Annotated in this window: 25 protein-coding genes; 10 read left to right on the top strand and 15 right to left on the bottom strand. The window is 32.7% G+C overall.

Features of this window, described 5'->3' with window-relative positions; genetic code table 11:
* Nucleotide 1 precedes the first annotated feature (1 nt).
* The 4 genes from ACJ6WR_RS16670 (at nt 2) to ACJ6WR_RS16655 (ending at nt 4,606) form a co-directional block, all read left to right on the top strand.
* Entirely contained in the window at nt 2-1,582 is a 1,581-nt protein-coding gene (locus tag ACJ6WR_RS16670) for an OmpP1/FadL family transporter (RefSeq protein WP_409415873.1), read from the top strand.
* Between the two features lie 226 nt (nt 1,583-1,808).
* On the top strand, nt 1,809-3,122 hold the full coding sequence (rimO, locus tag ACJ6WR_RS16665; RefSeq protein WP_409415872.1) for a 30S ribosomal protein S12 methylthiotransferase RimO: 1,314 nt from the start codon (nt 1,809-1,811) through the stop codon (nt 3,120-3,122).
* Nucleotides 3,123-3,168: 46 nt separating this feature from the next.
* On the top strand, nt 3,169-3,672 hold the full coding sequence (locus ACJ6WR_RS16660) for a hypothetical protein (RefSeq protein ID WP_039116094.1): 504 nt from the start codon (nt 3,169-3,171) through the stop codon (nt 3,670-3,672).
* Nucleotides 3,673-3,706: 34 nt separating this feature from the next.
* Nucleotides 3,707-4,606, top strand: a complete 900-nt coding sequence (locus tag ACJ6WR_RS16655; RefSeq protein ID WP_039117584.1) for an N-acetylmuramoyl-L-alanine amidase — start codon at nt 3,707-3,709, stop codon at nt 4,604-4,606.
* A 150-nt stretch (nt 4,607-4,756) separates the two neighbouring features.
* On the opposite strand, the gene ACJ6WR_RS16650 is transcribed toward ACJ6WR_RS16655, so the two are convergent.
* The 4 genes from ACJ6WR_RS16650 to ACJ6WR_RS16635 all read right to left on the bottom strand — a co-directional run bounded on the left by ACJ6WR_RS16650 (nt 4,757) and on the right by ACJ6WR_RS16635 (nt 9,208).
* A complete protein-coding gene (locus tag ACJ6WR_RS16650; protein WP_409415871.1) occupies nt 4,757-5,842 on the bottom strand; it encodes an outer membrane beta-barrel protein in 1,086 nt (361 codons plus the stop codon).
* A 788-nt stretch (nt 5,843-6,630) separates the two neighbouring features.
* Nucleotides 6,631-6,903 (bottom strand): preprotein translocase subunit YajC, encoded by a 273-nt coding sequence (gene yajC, locus ACJ6WR_RS16645; protein ID WP_039115484.1) that lies wholly within the window; start codon nt 6,901-6,903, stop codon nt 6,631-6,633.
* Nucleotides 6,904-6,934: 31 nt separating this feature from the next.
* Nucleotides 6,935-7,846, bottom strand: a complete 912-nt coding sequence (nusB, locus tag ACJ6WR_RS16640; RefSeq protein WP_086895232.1) for a transcription antitermination factor NusB — start codon at nt 7,844-7,846, stop codon at nt 6,935-6,937.
* 255 nt (nt 7,847-8,101) lie between these two features.
* Complete coding sequence (locus tag ACJ6WR_RS16635) at nt 8,102-9,208, bottom strand: Glu/Leu/Phe/Val family dehydrogenase (protein WP_409415870.1); 1,107 nt, start codon at nt 9,206-9,208, stop codon at nt 8,102-8,104.
* 202 nt (nt 9,209-9,410) lie between these two features.
* Between ACJ6WR_RS16635 and ACJ6WR_RS16630 the strand changes: the two genes are divergently transcribed.
* The 3 genes from ACJ6WR_RS16630 (at nt 9,411) to ACJ6WR_RS16620 (ending at nt 12,272) form a co-directional block, all read left to right on the top strand.
* A complete protein-coding gene (locus ACJ6WR_RS16630) occupies nt 9,411-11,189 on the top strand; it encodes an ABC transporter ATP-binding protein (protein ID WP_039117586.1) in 1,779 nt (592 codons plus the stop codon).
* Between the two features lie 69 nt (nt 11,190-11,258).
* Nucleotides 11,259-11,633, top strand: coding sequence for a PUR family DNA/RNA-binding protein (locus tag ACJ6WR_RS16625; RefSeq protein WP_039115487.1), 375 nt, complete (start codon nt 11,259-11,261; stop codon nt 11,631-11,633).
* An 87-nt stretch (nt 11,634-11,720) separates the two neighbouring features.
* A complete protein-coding gene (locus tag ACJ6WR_RS16620) occupies nt 11,721-12,272 on the top strand; it encodes an RBBP9/YdeN family alpha/beta hydrolase (protein ID WP_039117587.1) in 552 nt (183 codons plus the stop codon).
* A gap of 92 nt (nt 12,273-12,364) precedes the next feature.
* Here the strand turns inward: ACJ6WR_RS16620 and ACJ6WR_RS16615 are convergent, their stop codons facing one another.
* Nucleotides 12,365-12,700, bottom strand: coding sequence for a tRNA-binding protein (locus tag ACJ6WR_RS16615; protein ID WP_409415869.1), 336 nt, complete (start codon nt 12,698-12,700; stop codon nt 12,365-12,367).
* Between the two features lie 131 nt (nt 12,701-12,831).
* On the opposite strand from ACJ6WR_RS16615, the gene ACJ6WR_RS16610 reads away from it, so the two are divergent.
* The 3 genes from ACJ6WR_RS16610 to ACJ6WR_RS16600 all read left to right on the top strand — a co-directional run bounded on the left by ACJ6WR_RS16610 (nt 12,832) and on the right by ACJ6WR_RS16600 (nt 15,202).
* A complete protein-coding gene (locus tag ACJ6WR_RS16610) occupies nt 12,832-13,725 on the top strand; it encodes an alpha/beta fold hydrolase (RefSeq protein ID WP_039115492.1) in 894 nt (297 codons plus the stop codon).
* Between the two features lie 125 nt (nt 13,726-13,850).
* Nucleotides 13,851-14,405, top strand: coding sequence for a thioredoxin family protein (locus tag ACJ6WR_RS16605; RefSeq protein ID WP_039115493.1), 555 nt, complete (start codon nt 13,851-13,853; stop codon nt 14,403-14,405).
* Nucleotides 14,406-14,806: 401 nt separating this feature from the next.
* Nucleotides 14,807-15,202, top strand: coding sequence for a GreA/GreB family elongation factor (locus ACJ6WR_RS16600; protein ID WP_039115494.1), 396 nt, complete (start codon nt 14,807-14,809; stop codon nt 15,200-15,202).
* Nucleotides 15,203-15,316: 114 nt separating this feature from the next.
* Here the strand turns inward: ACJ6WR_RS16600 and ACJ6WR_RS16595 are convergent, their stop codons facing one another.
* The 10 genes from ACJ6WR_RS16595 to blaOXA form a co-directional block, all read right to left on the bottom strand.
* Nucleotides 15,317-15,619: a c-type cytochrome gene (locus tag ACJ6WR_RS16595; protein ID WP_409415868.1), complete on the bottom strand. Its 303-nt coding sequence runs from the start codon at nt 15,617-15,619 to the stop codon at nt 15,317-15,319.
* Between the two features lie 91 nt (nt 15,620-15,710).
* Nucleotides 15,711-16,643 carry a peptidylprolyl isomerase gene (locus tag ACJ6WR_RS16590; protein ID WP_409415867.1) on the bottom strand — a complete coding sequence of 311 codons (933 nt, stop codon included), beginning with the start codon at nt 16,641-16,643 and terminating at the stop codon, nt 15,711-15,713.
* Between the two features lie 60 nt (nt 16,644-16,703).
* Nucleotides 16,704-17,834 carry an MFS transporter gene (locus ACJ6WR_RS16585; protein ID WP_409415866.1) on the bottom strand — a complete coding sequence of 377 codons (1,131 nt, stop codon included), beginning with the start codon at nt 17,832-17,834 and terminating at the stop codon, nt 16,704-16,706.
* Between the two features lie 131 nt (nt 17,835-17,965).
* Nucleotides 17,966-18,838 carry a sugar phosphate isomerase/epimerase family protein gene (locus ACJ6WR_RS16580; protein ID WP_409415865.1) on the bottom strand — a complete coding sequence of 291 codons (873 nt, stop codon included), beginning with the start codon at nt 18,836-18,838 and terminating at the stop codon, nt 17,966-17,968.
* A gap of 34 nt (nt 18,839-18,872) precedes the next feature.
* On the bottom strand, nt 18,873-19,220 hold the full coding sequence (locus ACJ6WR_RS16575; RefSeq protein WP_409415864.1) for a cupin domain-containing protein: 348 nt from the start codon (nt 19,218-19,220) through the stop codon (nt 18,873-18,875).
* 19 nt (nt 19,221-19,239) lie between these two features.
* A complete protein-coding gene (locus ACJ6WR_RS16570) occupies nt 19,240-19,776 on the bottom strand; it encodes an NADPH-dependent FMN reductase (RefSeq protein ID WP_409415863.1) in 537 nt (178 codons plus the stop codon).
* 13 nt (nt 19,777-19,789) lie between these two features.
* On the bottom strand, nt 19,790-20,488 hold the full coding sequence (locus ACJ6WR_RS16565) for an aspartate/glutamate racemase family protein (RefSeq protein WP_039115501.1): 699 nt from the start codon (nt 20,486-20,488) through the stop codon (nt 19,790-19,792).
* A gap of 117 nt (nt 20,489-20,605) precedes the next feature.
* Entirely contained in the window at nt 20,606-20,998 is a 393-nt protein-coding gene (gene yiaA, locus ACJ6WR_RS16560) for an inner membrane protein YiaA (RefSeq protein ID WP_035622373.1), read from the bottom strand.
* A gap of 30 nt (nt 20,999-21,028) precedes the next feature.
* On the bottom strand, nt 21,029-21,709 hold the full coding sequence (locus ACJ6WR_RS16555) for a TIGR02117 family protein (protein ID WP_039117593.1): 681 nt from the start codon (nt 21,707-21,709) through the stop codon (nt 21,029-21,031).
* Between the two features lie 133 nt (nt 21,710-21,842).
* Nucleotides 21,843-22,697 (bottom strand): class D beta-lactamase, encoded by an 855-nt coding sequence (gene blaOXA, locus ACJ6WR_RS16550; protein ID WP_409415862.1) that lies wholly within the window; start codon nt 22,695-22,697, stop codon nt 21,843-21,845.
* Nucleotides 22,698-22,801 lie beyond the last annotated feature (104 nt).

Raw genomic sequence — 22,801 nt, 5'->3', positions numbered from 1 at the left:
CATGAAAAAGTATATATTCCTAATCCTTACTGGACTATCTATTAACGCAATACACTCTCAGGGTATTTCTGACGCAATGCGTTATTCACAAGACAACCTAAACGGAACTGCTCGTTTCCGCGCTATGGGTGGTGCATTTGGAGCGCTTGGTGGTGATTTATCATCTTTAAATATCAACCCTGCCGGTTCTGCTGTATTTGCAAATAACCAGTTTGGTGTAACATTAAGTAATTACAACACAAAGAACAACTCTAATTATTTTGGCGCAAAAACTAACGAAAGCAATAATTCATTTATACTGAATCAAGCTGGAGGAGTTTTAGTTTTTAATAATTATCATTCAAAAAGTAACTGGAAAAAAATATCCGTAGCTGTTAATTACGAAAACACTAACAACTACAACAACGATATATTTTCTGCTGGAGTAAACCCAACAAATTCTATAGACCAATACTTTTTAGACTATGCTAACACAGGTAATGGTGGCGCGCCAGTGCCTCAAGAATTTGTTAGAACAAATAAAGGAGAAAGTATAAGTAGCCTATATCGATATCTAGGCAATAGCTTACCTAGCTACCAATACCCTGGCCTAAGCGGATATTCAGCACAGCAAGCCATGTTAGGTTACCAAGGATTCATAATCGACCCAATGGACGCTAATAATCCAAATAGCCAATACCTATCTCTTGTCCCTGCTGGAGGAAATTATTATCAAGAAAATGAAATTCATACCAATGGCTATAATGGCAAGCTATCCTTTAATGCTGCAACATCCTATAAAGACAAACTATACGTAGGAATAAACTTAAACTCTCATTTTACTGATTATACAAGAAATACAAGTTTTTACGAACACAATAACAACAACACAAGCGCAAATTACAAGATAGACAGAGCCTTTTTTGACAATCAACTATATACGTACGGAACAGGTTTCTCTTTCCAAGTAGGTGCTATTGCCAAAGTAACTGACCAAGTACGATTAGGTCTTGCTTACGAATCGAATACTTGGTACAAACTCTACGATGAAACGACTCAATCATTAGTAACTGTACAAAGCAATAACACTGGAGAATTAGATCCTACTATAGTTGACCCACAAATAGTGAACATATATGAATCATACAAACTGCAAACTCCAGGAAAATGGACCGCAAGTTTTGCATACGTGTTTGGAAAAACTGGTTTATTAAGTGTTGATTATGCGATTAAAGATTATGGCAACACTAAGTTTAAACCAACAAACGACAGTTTTTTTAGAGGAGTAAATAATACTATGAGCGACCAATTGACCAATAGTAGCGAAGTACGAATTGGTGCGGAATATAAAATAAAACTACTTAGCTTAAGAGCTGGTTACAGATTTGAACAAAGCCCATACAAAAACAGCTCTACAATTGGTGATTTAAATGGATATTCAGGAGGTTTAGGATATAACTTTGGCTCTACTAAGGTAGATCTAGCTTATTCTTATGCTAAGAGAAATTCTCATCAAGCATTCTTTAGTCAAGGATTTACTGATGGCGCTAATATTAACACAAAATTCAATAACGTTTCATTGACTATGTTATTTGAATTATAATTAGCACAAACAAAACATATAAAAATCCGTCTCGATAAGAATCAGACGGATTTTTTTTAGCCCTGATAGAAGCGGCATCCTTTTTCTGGCTTCTTTAGACAGAAAAAGATATAGCGGACAGCAGGTTCCAGCTCCTAGAACTCACAACAACAACTTCAGAAAAAAGAAGGAATCATGGTGTTTCTAGGAATAAAAAATGTAATTTTGCACTCCAATTTATAAAAGTATGAGAACCAAGTCTTTAAAAAAGAATAAAATCAACGTAATCACTCTTGGGTGTTCGAAAAATGTATATGATAGTGAAGTACTTATGGGTCAACTTCGCGCCAGCGGAAAGGAAGTAACACATGAAGCTCCTGCTGCCGAAGAAGGCAATATTATTGTAATAAACACTTGTGGTTTTATTGATAATGCTAAAGCAGAATCAGTAAACATGATTTTAGAGTACGCAGATAAGAAAGAAAAAGGATTAGTAGATAAAGTTTTCGTGACAGGATGTCTGTCTGAACGTTACAGACCTGACTTAGAAAAAGAAATCCCAAATGTTGACCAATATTTTGGTACAACTGAGTTACCTCAATTATTAAAAGCACTAGGGGCTGATTATAAACATGAATTATTAGGTGAACGTTTAACTACAACTCCTAAAAATTACGCTTATTTAAAAATTGCTGAAGGTTGCGACAGACCTTGTAGTTTTTGTGCTATTCCGCTTATGCGTGGAAAACACGTATCGCAAACTATTGAAAAATTAGTAAAAGAAGCTGAAGGCTTAGCTAAAAATGGTGTAAAAGAATTAATCTTGATTGCTCAGGATTTAACTTATTATGGTCTTGACATATACAAGAAAAGAAATTTAGGCGAATTACTTGAAGCTTTAGTAAAAGTAGAAGGAATTGAATGGATTCGTTTGCATTACGCCTTCCCTACTGGCTTCCCGATGGATGTTCTTGAAATCATGAAACGCGAGCCAAAGATTTGTAACTATATTGATATTCCGTTGCAGCACATTTCGGATTCGGTTTTAAAATCAATGCGTCGTGGTACAACTCAAGAAAAAACAACAAAATTATTAAAAGATTTCCGTAATGCTGTTCCAGGAATGGCTATTAGAACTACACTTATTGTAGGTTACCCAGGAGAAACTCAAGAGGATTTTAATATTCTTAAAGATTTTGTTCAGGAAATGAAATTTGACAGAATGGGTTGTTTTGCTTATTCTCATGAAGAAAACACACACGCTTATTTACTTGAAGACGATGTTCCAGATGATGTTAAACAAGCTCGTGCTAATGAAATCATGGAATTACAATCTCAAATTTCATGGGATTTAAACCAAGAGAAAGTAGGACAAACTTTTAAATGTATTATTGACAGAAAAGAAGGTAGTCATTTTGTTGGAAGAACAGAGTTCGATAGCCCAGATGTTGATAATGAAGTATTAATTGATGCGTCTAAAAACTATCTAAAAACTGGAGAATTTGTTAATATTAAAATAATAGAAGCTACAGAATTTGATTTATACGGTGAACCTGTTTAAATTTACAATACATTTTTTTTGAATATTTGATTTTAAAACATAAGACATGAAAACAATTCAAACAGCAATAGTATTTGCCTTTATGTTATTTTTTGCAAACTCTGTTTCTGCTCAATACGGAAATGGGTATGGTAATGGCTATGGTGGCGGTGGCTACGGTGGTGGTGGCTACGGCGGCGGCAGAATGAACGGTAGTATGAGCCAAGGTATGGGTCAGATGGGTAATACCAGCAAACCCAAAGAGACTCCTGTTGAGGAAATTGTTGCCACAATAATGGAAGAACTAAAGCCTGAACTTAACCTTGATGCATTACAAGAAATTGCAGTATCGAATGTTTTGATTGAAAGTATAAAAGAACAAGGTATACTTTTGAAAAACGAAAGTAGCAGCCAAGATGATAAAATAAAACAAATCCAAGCTCTTTCTGAAGTTACCAATAAACGAGTATCTGATTTTTTAAACAAAGATCAAAAAGAGAAGTACACTGTTTTTATGGAGCAACGCAAAAATCAAACTGGTTCCAAGAAAGCTAAGAAAAAGAAAAAATAATTGTTTTCTCTAAACATAAAAACAATTTCAAGATATGAAAAAGTATTTTTACTGTCTGATTACAGCAATTGCAATTACTTCTTGCTCAACGAATCCTTATAAAAGTAGCGAAAAAGTATACGACCAGCAACTTAAGACTCTTGAAGACAAAATTACTAGCAAAGAAGCTCAGCCTATACCAGCACCAACTGTAGCTGTAAGTATAGATACTTCGTACGCTAAGCAATTACACATTTACAGAGACTCACTTTCGATAACTGGATCAACTCCATTACAAAATGGTATTAATACAGAATGGATTGGCACCGTAAATTTTAATTTACGCAAACCAAACTTCATCATTATTCACCATACAGCACAGGATTCTTTGCAACAAACTGTAAATACTTTTACTAAAGTAAAAACGCAAGTAAGTGCTCACTATATTATTTCCAGAGATGGTAAAGTGGTACAAATGCTAAACGATTATTTACGTGCTTGGCATGCTGGTAACTCGACTTGGGGAAAAAACACCGATCTTAATTCTTCTTCGTTAGGTATCGAATTAGATAATAACGGAACTGAGCCTTTCTCTGAAACACAAATTAGTAGCTTAATTGCTCTATTAACGAGATTGAAAAAAGAGTACAATGTCCCTGCACAAAATATTTTAGGACATGGAGATATTGCTCCGGGAAGAAAACAAGACCCTAGCAAATTATTTCCTTGGAAAACACTAGCTGGTCTAGGTTTTGGGATTTGGCAAGATGAGATTCTGGAAGAAGCTCCGTTTGATTTTAAAATAGAACCTGCTTTACGCATCATAGGTTACAATACAAAGAATCTTACATCGGCAATTACCGCTTTTAAACTCCATTATATTCAAACCGAAGTTGATGGCGTATTAGATAGAAAAACAATAAATACTATTTATTCTATCTACAAAAAACAATAAAAAAGAGATTATATAATATACAAAAACACGTTTTAGCCTTTCTAAAACGTGTTTCTTTTTATAGAAACAATTCTAAATAAAAAAACTGCCAAAACATAGTTATGTTTTGACAGCTTTAAAAAAAAAAAAAAAAATATCAATCTTAATATCTTAAAAAGAATAAGTAGCAGCTACCAATGCGAAGACCATCTTGCCAGTTGGGGCAGAATTACTGTCAAGAAAAACATCTTCGGAAGCGCTATCTAATCTTACCTCTGGAATTATCGTCATATTTCCAACTTTATAATTAAGTGATAACGTATTTGCAAAAACACTAGAACCCGCAAGCGTTCCTAAACTTACGGCAGCATCTTTAGCATCAAAATATTCTATTCTGTAAGCTAGTCCAAGATTATCCTTGAACTTATAATATGCATATCCTACTAATGAAAACCACTCTCCATCAAGATCACTATCAAAATCGTTTGTAGTTTTTGCATAAGTAGCATTAAATCCTAAAGAAAATGCATCGTTAATTGCCTTTGTTCCCACAAAATCAATTTGCGTTTTATTTTCCCCAGTTGGCACAACTGTAGTTCCCGGAGTTGGATTTGTACTTCCTGAAGTAAAATTCAAATAAGCACTTCCAGTATCAGCTATATATGCCAATTGTCCAATATACGTTTTCTGACTAGAACCCGCTTCCATTGCCGATTTAAAATCTGTTGGGTTAGTGATACCAAACATAGCACTGAATTCTCCGTTTGTATATTGTGCTTTTACTCCTGTATTAAAGAACGGCCCGTATGAAAACGCGTAAGACATACTGTAATTTTTATTATCTACGGCATCTAATAACTCATATCCTATATGAGTACCAAAACTACCTGCTGTTATTGAAAAACTATCCGATAAATCATATTTAAGGAATAACTGTTTAATTAAAAAAGACGGTTCATTATTATTATACTCATTATAAGAGAACTCAGCCGCTCTTGTTCCAAATCCTAAATCGACAAAAGCAGAAGCCTTTCCAAATTTATGCGAGGCTTCAAGTGACGCCATTCCTAGTTCGAATGAGTCCTGAGAATTTGTAAAACTAGTTAAACCGTTTTGTTGTTTAGAAAAATCATATTTGTAATAAACATCTGCTGACCCTCCAAATGTAGTTGCTGGAGCAGTAGTTTCTTTATCTTCTTGGGCAAAAGCAAAAGAACTCGTTAACATCAAAGCTAAAATATGTATTACTTTTTTCATGTTTAAGATGGTTTTAGTTAATAATTTGGTTATAGTTAATAATTGGTTTGGTTATTTTATAAATGCCATTTATATTCTATATGATATCAAAGAACTGCAGTAACTTAAAACATGTTTCTGAGGCGAATTTATTAACTTTTAGATTAGATAATCATATAAAAATTATTTTTTTGATTCGTTTTTGAAAGAATTACGGATTACAAAAATTACACTACTTAATTATTGTTATTTTACATTTTACAGGTACGTTTTTAAAAAATATAATAATCACCAAAAGCAAAAAATATCAACTTAAACACAAAAAACAAAAATATACCCAAAAACAAATAGGGGTTATTATAAAAAATAAACACTATAAATACTATACACCCATAAAAAACATAGGTAAAAGAATTTTAAATTAAAAAACGACAAAAACAATCAATCTAAACATAAACAGAAAAACACTTAACCATAATTCTTACAAAAATAAAAGACCAAAATATACAATCACACCTCTAAAAATGTATTTTAAAAGAGTGAAACCTAACTAACTAAAAAGGAGAAAATCCTACCTATTAAATATTATAGATAATAAAAATCCAAAAACGCTCACAGATACAGCATCACAACTATGCATTAATAAAACAACCTAAGAGATCTATTAATAGACAAAAACACTATCTAAAAAGATCAAAAGAGAATATCTCCCAGAATGGGAATTACAAAAAGAAGAGGATTATTTTTGAGCAAAAAAAAGTCCCAATCCGAAAATTCGGATTGGGACTTTACTATTTATTTAAAGCTGACTATTTCTTAGCTAAAGCTGCACTCATTTCCATAGAAATTGCTGAACGCTCCATCTTTAATTTTCCTGACATTGTTTCGATAACTACAGTTGTTTCTGCAAGTTCTGAAACTTTACCATGAAGACCACTTTTTGTTATTATCTTATCACCTACTTTTAGGCTACTTTCGAATTCTTTTTCATTTTTTGCACGTTTTTGTTGCGGTCTAATCATAAAGAAATAGATTACCACAAACATTAATAGAAACGGTGCAAATTGAGTTAATTGTTCCATAATTTAAATTCTGTTTTTATTTAATTGATTATTACATTAAACCACGACCAGCTTTAATTAGCTTTTTGCTAGCCTCTAGTTCTTTTACAAGATTATCTAAAATCCCGTTGATAAAAATACTACTTTTTGGTGTAGAATACTCTTTTGCAATTTCTAAATATTCGTTAAGAGTTACTTTTACTGGAATTGAAGGGAATTTTAAAAATTCACAAATTGCCATCTTCAAGATAATAGTATCAATTTCGGCAATACGATCACTATCCCAGTTTGGTGTTTTATCTACATATTCTTTAGCAAATTCGGTTTCGTTTAAAACTGTTTTTCTAAACAAGTCTTTTACAAAATCTCTATCCTCATTGTCTTTATACAATTTCGGAACTCTAAAATTATCATCTTCTCCAGCCGTAATCGCTTTTAATTGTTTGATAATATGTGTATTTACAACAGGAATATCATCTACCCAAGTAAGCTTATCATCTTCTAGATACTCATATAATTTTTCATTAGGAACGATTACTTCTGTAAATAAATCAACAATAAACTGTTTGTCTTCTTCAAACGTATTTACTGTATTACTCATGTATTTAGCATACTGCTTACTCGCTTTTATATCGTTAAGAAGTAATAAAATATAATCGTCATTTAATGACCAATTATCAATTTTACGATTCTCCATCGCTATACTAAAAGAATTATTTTCGGCTAGGATTTGAAAAATTGCATTTTTAACGAATTTTTCATTTGGATTACGCTCTTGAGGAGTTGCAAGATGTTTTTTGCTTGATAAGTGTAAAAATATAGTTTCTTTTTTACAAATTTCGATTAACGAAGAAAGCATCACAAGATATAAATCCTGAATATTGTCAATACTATAAAAAAGAAACTTTTCTTCTTTTTCAAGATTATCAGAACCGTTTTGATGCATCGCATAAATGGACTGCATTACTTTAACGCGTATGTGTCTTCTATTTACCACCTTGTAAGAACATTTAAAAATTAGTTTGCAAAAATAAGAATTTCATGCCTTATAATAAAATTTATATTTACTTTATTTAAGAATAGTTTTCAGCCGCAGTCGCAGTTTGTACCAATAAAAAAGAGTCGCAGTTTTCAGTACAAAAAAAAAGTCTCAGTTTTCAGTCTCAGTTTACACTTAGGCACTGAGACTGAAAACTGAGACTATAAACCAAACTAGCTTTTATTTTTTGCTATTCTCAATTTTTCTTAAATCGATACGATTTTGAGCAATTGTTAACGCAGCTTGATGTGTAGTTATACCATTTTTAATAGCATAATCAAAAATCTCAAGTGTTGTATTGTAAATATTTTCTGTCTTACGCATGATCTCAGCTTTGTCATAATGCTCTAACTCAGCGTAAACATTAATAATTCCACCAGCATTAATCAAGAAATCCGGAGCATAAAGTATTCCTCTTTCTTGTAATATTAAACCGTGAACATTCTCGTTTGCCAATTGGTTATTAGCCGCACCAGCAATAACTTTAGCTTTTATTTTCTTTACAGTATCATCGTTTAATGTTGCTCCCATTGCACATGGTGCATAAACATCAACATCTGCACTATATATATCATCTCCTGCAAAAATAGTCGCACCGTGTTTAGCCGCTACTTCATACAATTTTTCTTCGTTGATATCTGTAATAGTAACGATAGCACCTTCTTTAGTTAAATAATCAACCAAAGTTTCTCCTACGTGTCCAATTCCTTGTACTAATACTTTTTTACCAGCTACACTATCCGAACCAAATTGTTGTTTTACTGCAGCTTTCATTCCTAAAAACACACCGTAAGCTGTAACAGGAGAAGGGTTTCCTGAACCACCTCTTTCTTCAGAAATTCCAGTAACATAAGGAGTAACATCTCTTACAATGTCCATATCTCTGGTTTCCATACCAACATCTTCGGCAGTAATATATCTTCCGCTTAAAGAATGTACAAATTCTCCAAACTTACGCATCAATTCTGGTGTTTTCTGAGTTTTAGCATCCCCGATAATAACGGCTTTACCTCCACCAATGTTTAATCCTGTAATAGCTGCTTTGTAAGTCATCCCTCTAGAAAGACGCAAAACATCGTTTAATGCTTCCCATTCGTTAGCATAATTAAACATCCTTGTTCCTCCCAAAGCAGGTCCCATAACTGAATTATGAATACCAATAATTGCTTTTAAACCTGTATCTTTGTCGTTGCAAAATACAATTTGTTCGTGATCATCAAACGATAGTTGACCAAAAACGGGATCCATTTTTTGAAGTTCCTTTCCAGTTGCAAAAGCTGCATTCATAGCAATAATTTTTATTAGTTAAAATTACGAATTTGTCAAAAAGACATTTCAAATTTATACAAAAAATATACATACAGCATTTTTTTAATTAAAAAATAACAATCCAACAATTAAATATTTTCTAACGAAAATCCTGTAAATTGCTTTAAATCGACACTTATTAGCAAAATAATTTTATTTCAACATAGAATATCTTAAAAAAATGAAAGAATTACGTTATTTAAACAAATATTTTATTAAATATAAATACAGTTTTTCCTTAGGAATTTTTATCACAATAATCGCACAAATATTTTCGTTATTTACGCCTAAACTTATAAGTAAATCATTAAGTGCTATTGAGAAGTTTGATAAACTCCCAAAAGCCGAGAAAGCATCTGAAGCTGTATTGTCTTTCTACAGAGAAGAACTCATACACAACGTTTTACTAATTATCGCTACAACTATTGTTGCCGGTTTCCTTACTTTTTTAATGAGACAAACCTTAATTGTTATGTCTCGTCATATCGAATTTGACCTGAAAAATGAGGTATTTCAGCAATACGAAAAACTATCCCAGAATTTCTACAAACAAAACCGAACCGGAGATTTAATGAATCGTATCAGCGAGGATGTTTCTAAAGTACGTATGTATGTAGGTCCAGCGGTAATGTACACGATTAACACCTTTATTCGTTTTGCAATCGTAATTATATATATGTATAATGTTTCGCCTCTTTTAACCTTATACACCATTTTACCATTACCAATATTATCGTATTGTATTTTTAAATTAAGCACCGAAATCAATAAACGAAGTACTGTTTTTCAACAATATTTATCGAAAGTTTCGAGCTTTACTCAAGAAATTTTCTCAGGGATTCGAGTTATTAAAGCCTATTCACTAGAAAATCAACACCAAAACAATATGGTTGATTTAGCAAATGAAAGCAAAAGCAAAAGTTTAAACCTTGCCAAAGTACAATCCTTATTTGGCCCATTAATGATTGCTTTAATAGGAATCAGTAATCTTGTCGTAATTTATTTTGGTGGGGTAATGTACATTAACGGAAGCATCAAAAGCCTTGGGACAATAGCTGAGTTTATTTTATATGTAAACATGCTTACCTGGCCCGTAGCTTCTCTTGGTTGGGTTTCATCAATGGTACAAGAAGCCGAAGCATCACAAAAAAGATTAAATGAGTTCCTGAAAATCGAACCAGAGATCAAGAACAATAATCCAAACCATTCACCTATCGATGGTACAATTGCTTTTGAGAACGTGACCTATACTTACGAAGATACTAATATAACTGCTCTTAAAGATGTATCGTTTACAGTAAAAAAAGGCGAAACCTTGGCTATTTTAGGTAAAACTGGCTCAGGAAAATCAACGATATTATCTTTAATTTCACGCTTATATGATGTTCCTCAAGGACAAATCACGATAGACGGTAACGAAATAAGCAAATTAAACCTCAACGATTTACGCAACAACATTGGGATTGTACCTCAGGATGCATTCTTGTTTTCGGATAGTATTAAAAACAACATTAAGTTTGGTAACCAAAACGCAACCGACGAACAAGTTATTGAGGCTGCAAAAAATGCTGTTGTTCATGATAATATTATTGGTTTTAACAAACAGTACGACACAATATTAGGAGAAAGAGGAATTACTCTTTCGGGCGGACAAAAACAACGTGTTTCTATCGCTAGAGCTATCATCAAGAACCCAGCTATCTTACTTTTTGACGACTGTTTATCTGCTGTAGATACTGAAACCGAAGAAACGATTTTAAACAACTTATTTGAGATTTGTAAAGACAAAACTACCATAATTGTGAGTCACCGTGTGTCGTCTGCCAAAAACGCAGATAGAATTATTATACTAGAGGAAGGAAAAATCATTCAACAAGGTTCTCATAATCAATTGATAAATCAAGAAGGGTATTATTCGGCACTATATTTAAAACAACTTTCCGAAAAAGAATTACTTTAATTGTTGTATAATAGATATTTTTTTAAGATTTTTGATTGCTATTAAATAAAAAAATTGATAGAACGGATTATGAGAGAAAATGACATGTTAGAAAAAGAAGAGATTTTTTCTAAAGTACTACGAGCAGGAAGAAGGACCTATTTCTTTGATGTAAGAGCTACAAAAGCAGACGATTACTATATCACGATTACCGAAAGCAAAAAATTTACAGAAGAAGACGGTTCTTTCCATTTTAAGAAACATAAAATTTACTTGTATAAAGAAGATTTTAACGCTTTCGCTGAAATTCTAGGAGAAATGACTTCTTATGTTTTAAACCATAAAGGAGAAGAAGTAATCTCAGAAAGACATCAGAAAGATTTCAAAAAAGAATACAGTTCTGAAAAAGAAGAAGTTGTATCTCACAGGTCGAGTTTTACAGATATTGATTTTGATGATATTTAATCAAATCACTGATAAGAAGTAGAAAGTCCAAAATCTAGTCAATTTTTGGACTTTTTTTATATCTTTTAAATTTCAAAAACATCTACAATGGAAGCAAATCTATTAATATTACCAGGTCTTGGTGATTCTGGCGAAAAACATTGGCAAATTTATTGGCTTAAAAAATTTAAAAATGCTACTAAACTCGTTCAGGATAATTGGGATGAACCTGTATTAAAAGATTGGCTCGAAAGATTAAATGAAATAATTTCTAAAATAGATAGTCCAACTATTTTAGTTGCTCATAGCCTTGCAGTTTCTCTTGTTATGCATTGGGCAAAGACTAATAATAACCCACACATTATAGGCGCTTTACTTGTTGCTCCTGCCGATGTAGATTCTCCTATACATACACCCGATTCTATACGTAATTTCTCTCCAATACCAACTACAAAATTACAATTCCCGTCTATTGTCGTAGGAAGCCAAAATGACGAATATGCTACTATAGAAAGAACCGCCTATTTTGCCGAAATGTGGGGAAGTGACTTTATCGACGTTGGCTTAAAAGGACATATCAATTCAGCATCAGACCTGGAATATTGGGAAGAAGGACAAGAAATATTAAAGCAATTGATTGCGAAGATTAACTTGAGTTAAGTATTTAATTTTCAGTCGCAGTTTTGGTTTACAATAACTCAAACTGAGATTACAAACCTAAAATGCAAACTCAAACTGCGACTGAAAACTAATTACCCAATTCTTAACCCGTTTTCAATTTTAAAATCTGGCGCTAATAAAATAACGTCACCGTCCTCACCTACTGCACCAATTACTAGACATTCGCTCATAAATTTCCCTATTTGTTTTCTCGGAAAATTAACCACACCAACTATTTGTCTGTTTAGTAAATCTCCTTTTGAATATCGTTTGGTAATTTGTGCCGATGATTTTCGGATTCCGATTTCTGTTCCAAAATCTATTGTAAGCTGATACGCAGGTTTACGAGCTTCGGGAAAATCATCTACTTGCGTAATTGTTCCCACTCTCATTTCTACTCTTTCAAATTCTGACCAAGTTAAATCCATATTTTATTGAATTATTATTTTACAACCTATTAATATTGTAAGCATTACAATTAATTATATAACATATTTTTTTTTATAGCTTTTACTTTTACTAAAATCAAATAACAAGCTCTAATTTAAAAAATATAAAAATGGAAAATATTCAAATTAGCCCTAACCAATCTCTTAGAGATTCTCAGTTTAACTTAACTCAACCATCTACAGACAAATATATAGAAACCGCATCAAATGTAAAACTATATGTAAAAGATTATGGACAAGGAAAACCCGTTATTCTTATTCATGGTTGGCCCCTTTCTAATGAAATGTGGGAATACCAAATAGACTTTTTAGTTCAAAACAATTGTCGGGTAATTGCCTATGATCGTAGAGGGTTTGGTAAATCTTCGCAGCCTTGGGACGGATATGATTATGATACCCTGACTGATGATTTAAAAGAAATTATCGAACAACTGGAATTGGAAGACGCAACTCTTGTCGGTTTTTCTATGGGTGGTGGCGAAGTAGTCCGTTATTTTAGTCGTCACGGCGGAAAAGGAGTAACTAAAGCTGCTTTAATTTCTTCGGTTATACCTTATCTACCAAAAACCGATGATAATCCTGAAGGTCGTCCGAAAGAAAAAAGTGAAGCAACGGCAAGCGCAATCAAAGAGGACAGAATAGAATTTCTAGATAATTTTGGAAAAACTTTTTTTGGGATAACAATTATCAACCGTCCATTAAGTAATTCCTTATTAGATTATTACAAGATGTTATGTTCCTTTGCTTCTCCGAGAGCCACCTTAAAATGTGCTGAATCGTTTTCTACAACTGATTTTAGAGATGAACTTGACTCTATAAATGTACCTACTTTAATTATTCATGGTGATGCCGACAAAATAGTTCCTATTGAACTTACGTCAAAAAAAGCAGCCGAATCAATTAATGATACTACTTATATTATTTATGAAGGCGCACCTCACGGATTATTTTATACGGAAAAAGATAAACTAAATGCCGATTTATTAAGTTTTTTAAATTCATAAATTACACATAAATATCCAAAGAGCTAAATACTAACAAATAAAAGCTTCTTTGGATATTTTTTTGATAGTTATGCCCTCTTATGCAGAATTTTAAAGTTAAATTTGAATACTAAATTTTCTACAAAATGGCACGAACTCTTTCAAATATGTTACCATTAGGTACTTTGGCACCTCAATTTAAATTAAAAGATACCAATTCTAATTTTGAATACTCTTATAATGATTTAAAAGGCACAAAGGGAACTCTTGTTATGTTTATATGTAATCATTGCCCATTTGTGCTTCATGTAATCGAGGAGGTTGTTATGATTGCCAATGACTATCGTGTACAAGGAATAGGCGTTATAGCTATTTCTAGCAATGATGCCAATGCATATCCTCAAGATGGTCCTGATTTTATGACTGAGTTTGCTTTTACTCATAAAATAGATTTCCCATATCTATATGATGAAACCCAAGAAGTTGCCAAAGCTTTTGACGCTGCTTGTACTCCAGATTTTTTCTTATTTGATAATCAGGATAAATTGTTCTATCGCGGACAACTAGACGATTCAAGACCTGGTAACGGAATTACTCTTAGCGGAAGCGATTTAAGAAACGCCATAGACTCCCTAATTTATAACCGAAATATCAAAAATCCGCAGAAGCCAAGCATCGGTTGCAATATTAAATGGAAATAAAAACCAATCATTAAAAAAGATTGATTAACTTTGCAAATCACAATAATTCATCTCATGTTGAGCATTATACAATTGACAATCATTTCGTTGTTGTTTTCTTCTACAAGAAAACCACGTGTCGTTGTATTAAATTCGCACACCAAGGCCTTCGTAAATTAGGCCTCCGTCTATTTCAATTTCTTCTTTCAGGCGGAGGATTACATTTTAAAATTTAATTATTTATTTTATTTACAATAGGATTTTCCTTTGTATTAAAATTTACTTTTTCCACGCCTTTTACATTTTTACATTTTTCAGATTTACAATAAACATTAATCCTGTATTTTAAATTAAAACAAATACAAGGCTTTTGAGATTGCCTAAAACAAAAATCTCATTCTAATAAAAATAATATAATAGATATGAAACCAACACCCACTTTCTGTTCAACAGATTATCAACTCTTAAGGGAATTGATACTAAAGAGTAAAAACTCTACAAATTCTAAAGAAGCTGGACAACTTGCTCAAGAATTAGACCGAGCTGTTATTAGCAAAGGCGATACTCTAGACGAATCGATTATAAGAATTAATTCGCATGTTACGATTGAAGATGTTAAGGCAAAAAAACAAATGAAAATTCAGATTGTTCTACCTTCACACGCTGACGTAAAAGAAGGAAGAATTTCTATCCTGGCACCTTTAAGTGTAGCTATAATTGGCTTTAAAGAAAATGACGAAGTTGATTGGGAACTACCAGCTGGAATAAAGACTTTAAAAATAATTGCTGTATCTAACGTACTACCTGTAAGCAATTAATATTTTTTAAACACCTCACTCGTGAAGGTGTTTTTTTATGCCTGATTTAAAACAAAAAAACTATCCAGATATCTCACCGAATAGTTTTACAATATTGATTATATATAAATACTTTTACAACTGAGAAGTGATATAATCTGAAACCGATGCCATTTGTGCATCATCAAGATGTGCTTTCTTTTGCATACGAACTAAAATAGGTTTCCAATCTTCTTTTGTAAAATCTGTTGCTTTGAATAATTTATGGCATTTACCGCAATTGTTATCATAAAGATTTTGTCCTGTAGCTACTGCCGGAGTCAATTCTATCATTTTTACAGGTTCGGCTGTCTCCACAACTTTAGGAGCATCCTTTTTGGCAGCACACGAAAATACTATTACAGCTAGAGCCGCTACGATTAAAATTCTTGATTTCATTTTTAGTTTTTTTGTAGTAAATATAAAAAAAATCCCAAAACTCTCGCTTTGGGATTCTGATATTACAAAATATAATTTTGAATATTTTTTATTATTTAACGTCCATTAATTCAACGTCGAAAATTAAGTTTGCGTTTGGTGGAATAACTCCTCCTGCTCCTGCTGGACCATATCCTAAATGAGATGGAATTACAAAACGTGCTTTGTCTCCAACTTTCAATAAAGCAATACCTTCATCCCAACCTTCGATAACCTGACCTTGACCTAATCTAAATTCGATTGGTTTTTTTCTTGGGTAAGAAGAATCAAATACTTTACCGTTATCTAATGAACCTTCGTAGTGAACTGCAACAGTTTTTCCGCTCTCAGCTTGTTTACCATCACCTCTTTGGATAAATTGGTAACGTAAACCACTTTCAGTTTTTTCGAAACCTGCAGCAAGTTTTTCTATAGCAGCTTCTGCTTCAGCTTTCATAGCAGCATCACGTTTGTTACGTTCTCCTTTAAAAGCAATAAAAGCTTCGATAGCATTCCATTTTTCAGCTTCTTCACCTACTCTTACAATTTCTATATTAGTCAAATCATCTCCTTGTGCAATTGCATCAACGATATCCTGACCTTCTACAACATGACCAAAAACAGTATGTTTTCCGTCTAACCAGCTTGTAGGAACGTGAGTAATGTAAAATTGAGAACCATTTGTTCCAGGTCCAGAATTTGCCATTGCCAAAACTCCTGGACGATCATGTTTTAAACTTGGGTGAAATTCATCATCAAATTTATAACCAGGACTACCTGTTCCAGTTCCTTGTGGACAACCACCTTGAATCATGAAATCAGGAATTACTCTATGAAATTTTAATCCATCATAAAATTTATTTCCTTGTGGTTTAATTTTATTCTCTAAATTTCCTTCAGCTAATCCTACGAAGTTACCAACTGTTCCAGGTGTTAAATCGTGAGCTAATTTTACTAAAATCGAACCTTTACTAGTGTTGAATTTAGCGTATATTCCGTTTTCCATTGTATATTTTTTTTATTGATGAGCAAATTTACGAATTAATTTGATATTCGTTTATCCTTTCTATTTTTTAGATTTATATGTAAGTCCGTAAACTGTTAATGATAATAGTGCCAAAACTGCACATCCTATAGTTACTGCGTGCCAACCTCCTAGTTTCCATAAAAACAATCCGTAAGCTGAACCTGCCGCTGTACCTAAAAAGCTAAATGACATAAATACTGTATTTAATCTATTTCTTGCTTCTGGTAATAACGAATATACTCTTGTTTGGTTTGAAATGTGTACGCCTTGAATCCCTATATCTATACAAACAATTCCTATAATAATTCCAACAATACTACTTCCTGAAAAGTAGAAAATAATAAAGCTTATTAACATTAATAAACAACCATAACCTACTGCAATTCTTGAGCTTCCTTTATCTCCTAACTTCCCTACCAATGGTGCTGCCAAAGCTCCTGTAGCTCCTACAATACCAAAAAGCCCGATTGTAGAACTACTAAAATTAAAAGGAGAATCTGATAGCAATAATACCATTGTTGTCCAGAAAGCACCAAATTGCGCAAAACAAAATGCATTAATTAATGTTGCTTCTCTTAATAATGGCTGTGTTTTTATAAGTGTAAAAAGTGACTGTAGTAATTGCCCGTATGAACCATGAAATACTGGTTTATTGTATGGGAATTGTTTTTGCATAACAAAAAACATAAGCAAACATATTCCGGCAGCAATCCAAAACATGGATCTCCAACCCCAAATATCGCCTATAATTCCGCTTAAAGTTCTTGATAATAAAATCCCGACAAGCAAACCACTCATAATGGTCCCGACCACTTTACCACGCTGGCTAGGTTCACTTAACGAAGCTGCCAAGGGCAAAATTAACTGAGGAACTATAGAGGTGATTCCGATAAGAAGTGAGGCTATTTCTAATACAAAAAAACTTTGGGCAGTAGCCGCAATTACTAAGGCAATTACAGTTGCAAGAGTGGTAATCAAAATCTGTTTTTTTCGTTCGATTTTGTCGCCAAGTGGCACCATAAAGAAAAGTCCGATAGCGTAACCTGCTTGAGTAAGATAGGTTATTGTTCCTGCATCGGCTTCGGGAATCTTAAATTCGTTGGCAATTAAAACAATTAAAGGCTGACAATAATAAAGGTTTGCAACTATAAGTCCAGTGCAAACTGCCATAAACATGACACTAGTTTTGGATAAATTCATTTTGCAAAAATACCATTCTCCTTTTTATCAAAACTTAAAAAAAAGTATAATTTTTTCCTAACAAACCTCAACTGCATTGTAATCTTTTGTAAACTACTAGTCTAAACTAGCTTTTTTGCTATAAACTCACAGCTGGTTTTTATAGACTCAATAGCATTCGGTTTATAGTTTGTTTCTTGTTCTACAAAAAAATGCTTCATACCCGAAAGTTTCGCTTCTGCAAAAATAGATTTGAAATCAATAACACCAGAACCTATCTCTGCATTTAAAGTCTTAGTGTTTTTATCCATGTCTTTTACATGCCACATCGTAAAACGTCCCGGATTTTGTTTAAACAATTCTACGGGATTAATTTTTGAATATGCAATCCAATATAAATCCATTTCAAAAAAGACTAAATTTTTATCTGTCTCTTTTAGCAGAATTTCATAACCTGTTATATCTCCTAGTTTCTTAAATTCAAAATCATGATTATGATAGGCTAATTTTAAACCAGCCGCTTTACACATTTCACCTGCTTTATTTAATAATGAAGTAATTTTTCTGTAATCGTCGGCATTCTTCCTCAAACTTTCATCGAGCCAAGGAATAGTAATATATTCACTCTTTAAAACTTTGGCGGCTTTTATCGCAGCTTCGAGTTCGGTTGTATTTCCGTCAGACAAATACGTTCCTAATCCGTAATGTCCACTTACTGCTTTTAATTTATTTGTGTCTAATATTTTCTTTAATTCCTGAGGTTCTAATCCCCAAAATTTATCTTTAATCGAGAATCCATATAATTCAACTTCTGTATATCCTGCTAGTGCTACTTTCTCCAGAATTCCTTTTACATCTTTTGGCAATTCATCCCTTAAAGTATACAACTGCAATCCAATTGTTTTTTTATTAGATGCAAATGCCAATGACGGAACTAAACAAATCGTAGCCGCAGCTATACTTGTATTGATTATAAATTTTCTTCTTGAAACCATATTTAGATAAATACTTTGAATTAAAACTATCTTATTATTTCAAAAAATCTTCACGAATCGGACTAAAAACATCTGTTAAAAGTCCGCTTTCTAAACAAACAACTCCATGTATTGCATGCGGCGGAATATAAAAACTATCTCCTCCTTTTAATGTTTTTGTTTCGTTATCAATGGTTACTTCAAATTTTCCACTTGCGACATAGGTTACCTGCGAATGATAATGTTCGTGTAAAACTCCAATGCCTCCTTTTTCAAACTGAACATTAACTAACATTATTTTGTCATCGTATGCCATTATCTTACGTTTAATTCCTTCACCGACAATTTCCCACTCAATTTCATCATTAAAGAGAAATTTTTCACTTGCTCCAAAACTTTGCATAATCTCTATATTTTTGGTTCTACTCTTCTACTTGTTTTTCAAAACTTCTGATGAATGTCAAAAGACTAACTAACGTCTTTTCATCAATAATATTTCCATCTGAATCTAATTTCCCTCGAATTCCCTGTATCAAAAGTTGAGTATCATTATCAAACTTAGCTTCGATAGTTTTCATGATTAAGCTTAATTGCTCCTGTCCCTTTTCTCCAGACGCAGAAGCTGTTATTAAACCCACTTTTTTATTCGAGAAAACCGTTGTCGAGACACACCATTCTAATACATTCTTTAAACTCCCTGGCAAACTAAAAACATATTCTGGCGTACAAATTACTACTCCAGCTGCTGCTATAATTTTATTTCTAAAAACGGTTATAATCTCTGGAACATTCTCATTATCTAAATCTGGATTAAAATGAGGAATACTCTCTAAGTCTTCGAATATCTCAATTTCAAATTGATCATTAATATGTTCCGAAATAAATTTCAAAATTTTAAAATTGCTTGAATTCTTTCTCGTACTTCCAGATACAGCAAAGATCTTTTTCTTTTTATCCATCATCATTTAATATTTAATCCAATGATAAAGCAAATTTTACAGCTGCAGCCGAATGAATTTTTGTTGTATCAAAAACTGGCACGGAGATATCATCCTGACTTATAATCATTGGGATTTCGGTACAACCAAGAATAATTCCTTCGGCACCATTTTCTATTAATTTATTGATGACCATAATATAAGCTCTTTTGGTTTGCTCATTGATTATTCCTCTTCCCAATTCTTCTTTTAATGTGTGCTGAATATAATCTCGCTCATCCTGAAGAAAAGGAACGATCGTCTCGATGTTATGTTCGGCTAGTTTGTCTTTGTAAAAATCCATTTCCATCGTGAACTTTGTTCCCAACAAACCTACTTTTTTTAATCCTTTCTTATTTATTTCGTTTGCTGTAGCTGTTGCAACATGAATAATAGGTAAAGAAATTTCTTTTTCGACTCTTTCTACAACGGCATGTGCTGTATTGGCGCACAAAACAATTGCTTCTGCTCCACTTTTCTCTAAGCTTTTGCAAGCATTAGTAATCAGTTCGAATGTTAAGTCCCAATTATTGGCTGTATTGTTTCTTTGAAAATCATCAAAGTTCAAGGAATAAATTATGCACTCTGCAAAATTAAGTCCACCAAGTTTTTCATTTATTCCTTCGTTTATAAAACGATAATAATCTATTGTCGAAACCCAACTAATACCACCAACAAGCCCAATTTTTTTCATGACTACATATTTATTTATCTAATTATAGCTTATCGCCAAAGCAAAACGGTTTCAAACGATTATAAAATAAGTCTAAGACTCAAATCGTTTGAAACCGCTATTGTAAAAGTATTTTTTTTATTCCTTAATTGCTAAATTATCTCTGGTGTTTTTTTGAACTGCAATTGCACCAAAAATCCCTAATAAAAATGCAAAAGCATAAAATCCTTTTTCGCTAGGTAAAATAGTAGCATTCCAAAGTCCAATCGTTAATAATGCAATTGACAAAATTGTTCCAAACCAACAAATTCCGTAGTAAATATCGGTCACTGGAAATCCTTCTAATCTATCTCGCACACTTTTTTGTAATGAGATTACTGCAAACAATCCGAACATTAAAACTGTAAAGTAATATCCTTTTTCATTTAATAACATTTCGGCTCTGGCAAGTCCTACTAAATAACCAATAATTCCTGCTCCCATAGCAATCCATGAAGCTGCGACAAACGCATTCGACGTTTTTTGTACCATTTTTTGATTTTAATTTATAGTTGAGTTAATTTATTTATTACTGTATTTCGCAAAAATAGCTGAGTCTATTGGTGTCCAAAAGCAGCATTTTTGCCCGCTTACTTTTAATGCATTGTTTGCCCAAGTATTGCACGTATGAAGCAAACTATAACTTCCGGTTGCTTCATAAAAAGCATCTCTTTTTCCATAGTTCTGGTCTGTCTTTATATGTATAAATTGCCCTTTTTCATCTTTCTTGAAACTGTTTTTTATATAATCTGCCAAGCGAACGTATTGCTCTTTACTAATTATGATTTTTTTGCAGCTTTCGTTTTCCTTTATATTCGAAAAATAGGTTGCATGTATTGCAGTATTGCTCAATCCAGATGCGGCTTTAAGAGCTGTAGATGCTCTAAGGTCTGACCAGTTTGGAGTTTCCAGATAAAACCCTTTGTCTCCCCAACCCATTGCCAGGTATTGATAGGTTGTATCTTTAGAAATCGTGTTCTCATACTTTACCTCTTTGCTCCAGTCCATAAATTCATTACGGGTTGGAACTACAATGTCTGTATGAACACCATTTGTCATGATATAAATAGTAACTTCTTCTTTGGTGTTTGGTTCTCTTTCGACTGTAATTTTCGAAATAGAATAAGCAAGGACGATATACAGTAAAATAAATGCTACGAATGCAAGTAGTATTTTACCAATAATTTTAAGGACTTTTTTCAATGTGGTTTATGCGGTTAGTTAATTTTCTAATTTTTTGCTAAAATAGTAGTATTATATTTAATAAAACAAAAATATTTTTAAATAATAATTCACTCGTTAATCCTGAATATTTAGCAAAAAGAAGACCAAAAACTTATCTCTTTTGAAGATTTTTTAATGCCGCTTTTGTTGCATTAAGTCGGATTGCTATAAAATCATCCTGATTAGTCTCTTTACTTGGTTCTATATTTGTTGCAAAAAAGTAAACTCCATTCTTGTTTTCAAGATAACCTACAAACCAACCATTCCTAATTCCGCCATTATTAGATAAACCTGTCTTTCCTCTTAAAACAAAATCATTAGTTTTTTCAACTTCCATGATGTCTTTCATTATCGATTCGGTTCTTTTAGAAATAGGCAATTCAGATAAATACAGTCTTTTTAAGAAATCAATTTGTTGGAATTGAGATATTCTAGATTTTCCTTCTAACCAAAAATTATCAATCGTCAAGGTGTCAAAAACCATTGTATTGTAATCTAGCTTTTTTAGATAGGCTTTCATTCTTTTCACACCAACTTTTCTTGCGATTTCCTGATAACAAGGAACACACGAAACTCGAAAGGCTTGCTTGAGTGTTAAATCCTGCTCCCAAGCTTTCATCCATCGTTTTTCTCCATTCCATTTAAAAACTGTCGAATCGCTTTTTACCACGCCAGTCTCTAGCGCAATAATCGAATTAGGAATTTTGAATGTCGATGCCGGAATATGTCCTTCTTTACCCCAAGCAAAATCATTGGAATAATAGGTCTTTTTATTAAGATCATAAATTAATATTGAACCTTTTACTTTTAAGCTATCTAAGGTTTTACCAAATTCAGCCACAATGACTTCTTTGTCTTTTCCTGTTTCTTTGTTAGTTTCGGTCTTAGTTTCTTTGTTTTTAGATTGACAACTTACGGTTAGGTTTATCAATAAAAAAAGAGATAGGATTAGTGCGGGAGTTTTCATTTTGGGCAGTTTTTGTGATTTTTTAATTGTTAACTTATTATTTTTACGATGCGGGAATAGATACGAGCGGGACGCTCGCGCTAGCAAAGGGGATTTGATTTATT

This window comes from Flavobacterium sp. PS2, from assembly GCF_046250155.1.
In the GTDB taxonomy this organism is placed as follows: domain Bacteria; phylum Bacteroidota; class Bacteroidia; order Flavobacteriales; family Flavobacteriaceae; genus Flavobacterium.
Note: the sequence above shows the minus strand (reverse complement) of the source record. Positions and strands in the feature narration are given on the sequence as shown.

Bases quoted from the DNA above. Each gene is read 5' to 3' on its own strand.
- ACJ6WR_RS16660 (WP_039116094.1), top strand. From the start codon at position 3,169: ATGAAAACAATTCAAACAGCAATAGTATTTGCCTTTATGTTATTTTTT.
- yajC (WP_039115484.1), bottom strand. From the start codon at position 6,903: ATGGAACAATTAACTCAATTTGCACCGTTTCTATTAATGTTTGTGGTA.
- blaOXA (WP_409415862.1), bottom strand. From the start codon at position 22,697: ATGAAAACTCCCGCACTAATCCTATCTCTTTTTTTATTGATAAACCTA.
- ACJ6WR_RS16590 (WP_409415867.1), bottom strand. From the start codon at position 16,643: ATGGAAAACGGAATATACGCTAAATTCAACACTAGTAAAGGTTCGATT.
- ACJ6WR_RS16605 (WP_039115493.1), top strand. From the start codon at position 13,851: ATGGCACGAACTCTTTCAAATATGTTACCATTAGGTACTTTGGCACCT.
- ACJ6WR_RS16635 (WP_409415870.1), bottom strand. From the start codon at position 9,208: ATGAATGCAGCTTTTGCAACTGGAAAGGAACTTCAAAAAATGGATCCC.
- ACJ6WR_RS16585 (WP_409415866.1), bottom strand. From the start codon at position 17,834: ATGGCAGTTTGCACTGGACTTATAGTTGCAAACCTTTATTATTGTCAG.
- ACJ6WR_RS16600 (WP_039115494.1), top strand. From the start codon at position 14,807: ATGAAACCAACACCCACTTTCTGTTCAACAGATTATCAACTCTTAAGG.
- ACJ6WR_RS16570 (WP_409415863.1), bottom strand. From the start codon at position 19,776: ATGGATAAAAAGAAAAAGATCTTTGCTGTATCTGGAAGTACGAGAAAG.
- ACJ6WR_RS16625 (WP_039115487.1), top strand. From the start codon at position 11,259: ATGAGAGAAAATGACATGTTAGAAAAAGAAGAGATTTTTTCTAAAGTA.
- ACJ6WR_RS16630 (WP_039117586.1), top strand. From the start codon at position 9,411: ATGAAAGAATTACGTTATTTAAACAAATATTTTATTAAATATAAATAC.
- ACJ6WR_RS16615 (WP_409415869.1), bottom strand. From the start codon at position 12,700: ATGGATTTAACTTGGTCAGAATTTGAAAGAGTAGAAATGAGAGTGGGA.
- ACJ6WR_RS16655 (WP_039117584.1), top strand. From the start codon at position 3,707: ATGAAAAAGTATTTTTACTGTCTGATTACAGCAATTGCAATTACTTCT.
- rimO (WP_409415872.1), top strand. From the start codon at position 1,809: ATGAGAACCAAGTCTTTAAAAAAGAATAAAATCAACGTAATCACTCTT.
- ACJ6WR_RS16580 (WP_409415865.1), bottom strand. From the start codon at position 18,838: ATGGTTTCAAGAAGAAAATTTATAATCAATACAAGTATAGCTGCGGCT.
- ACJ6WR_RS16620 (WP_039117587.1), top strand. From the start codon at position 11,721: ATGGAAGCAAATCTATTAATATTACCAGGTCTTGGTGATTCTGGCGAA.
- yiaA (WP_035622373.1), bottom strand. From the start codon at position 20,998: ATGGTACAAAAAACGTCGAATGCGTTTGTCGCAGCTTCATGGATTGCT.
- ACJ6WR_RS16650 (WP_409415871.1), bottom strand. From the start codon at position 5,842: ATGAAAAAAGTAATACATATTTTAGCTTTGATGTTAACGAGTTCTTTT.
- ACJ6WR_RS16565 (WP_039115501.1), bottom strand. From the start codon at position 20,488: ATGAAAAAAATTGGGCTTGTTGGTGGTATTAGTTGGGTTTCGACAATA.
- ACJ6WR_RS16670 (WP_409415873.1), top strand. From the start codon at position 2: ATGAAAAAGTATATATTCCTAATCCTTACTGGACTATCTATTAACGCA.
- ACJ6WR_RS16610 (WP_039115492.1), top strand. From the start codon at position 12,832: ATGGAAAATATTCAAATTAGCCCTAACCAATCTCTTAGAGATTCTCAG.
- ACJ6WR_RS16575 (WP_409415864.1), bottom strand. From the start codon at position 19,220: ATGCAAAGTTTTGGAGCAAGTGAAAAATTTCTCTTTAATGATGAAATT.
- ACJ6WR_RS16595 (WP_409415868.1), bottom strand. From the start codon at position 15,619: ATGAAATCAAGAATTTTAATCGTAGCGGCTCTAGCTGTAATAGTATTT.
- nusB (WP_086895232.1), bottom strand. From the start codon at position 7,846: ATGCAGTCCATTTATGCGATGCATCAAAACGGTTCTGATAATCTTGAA.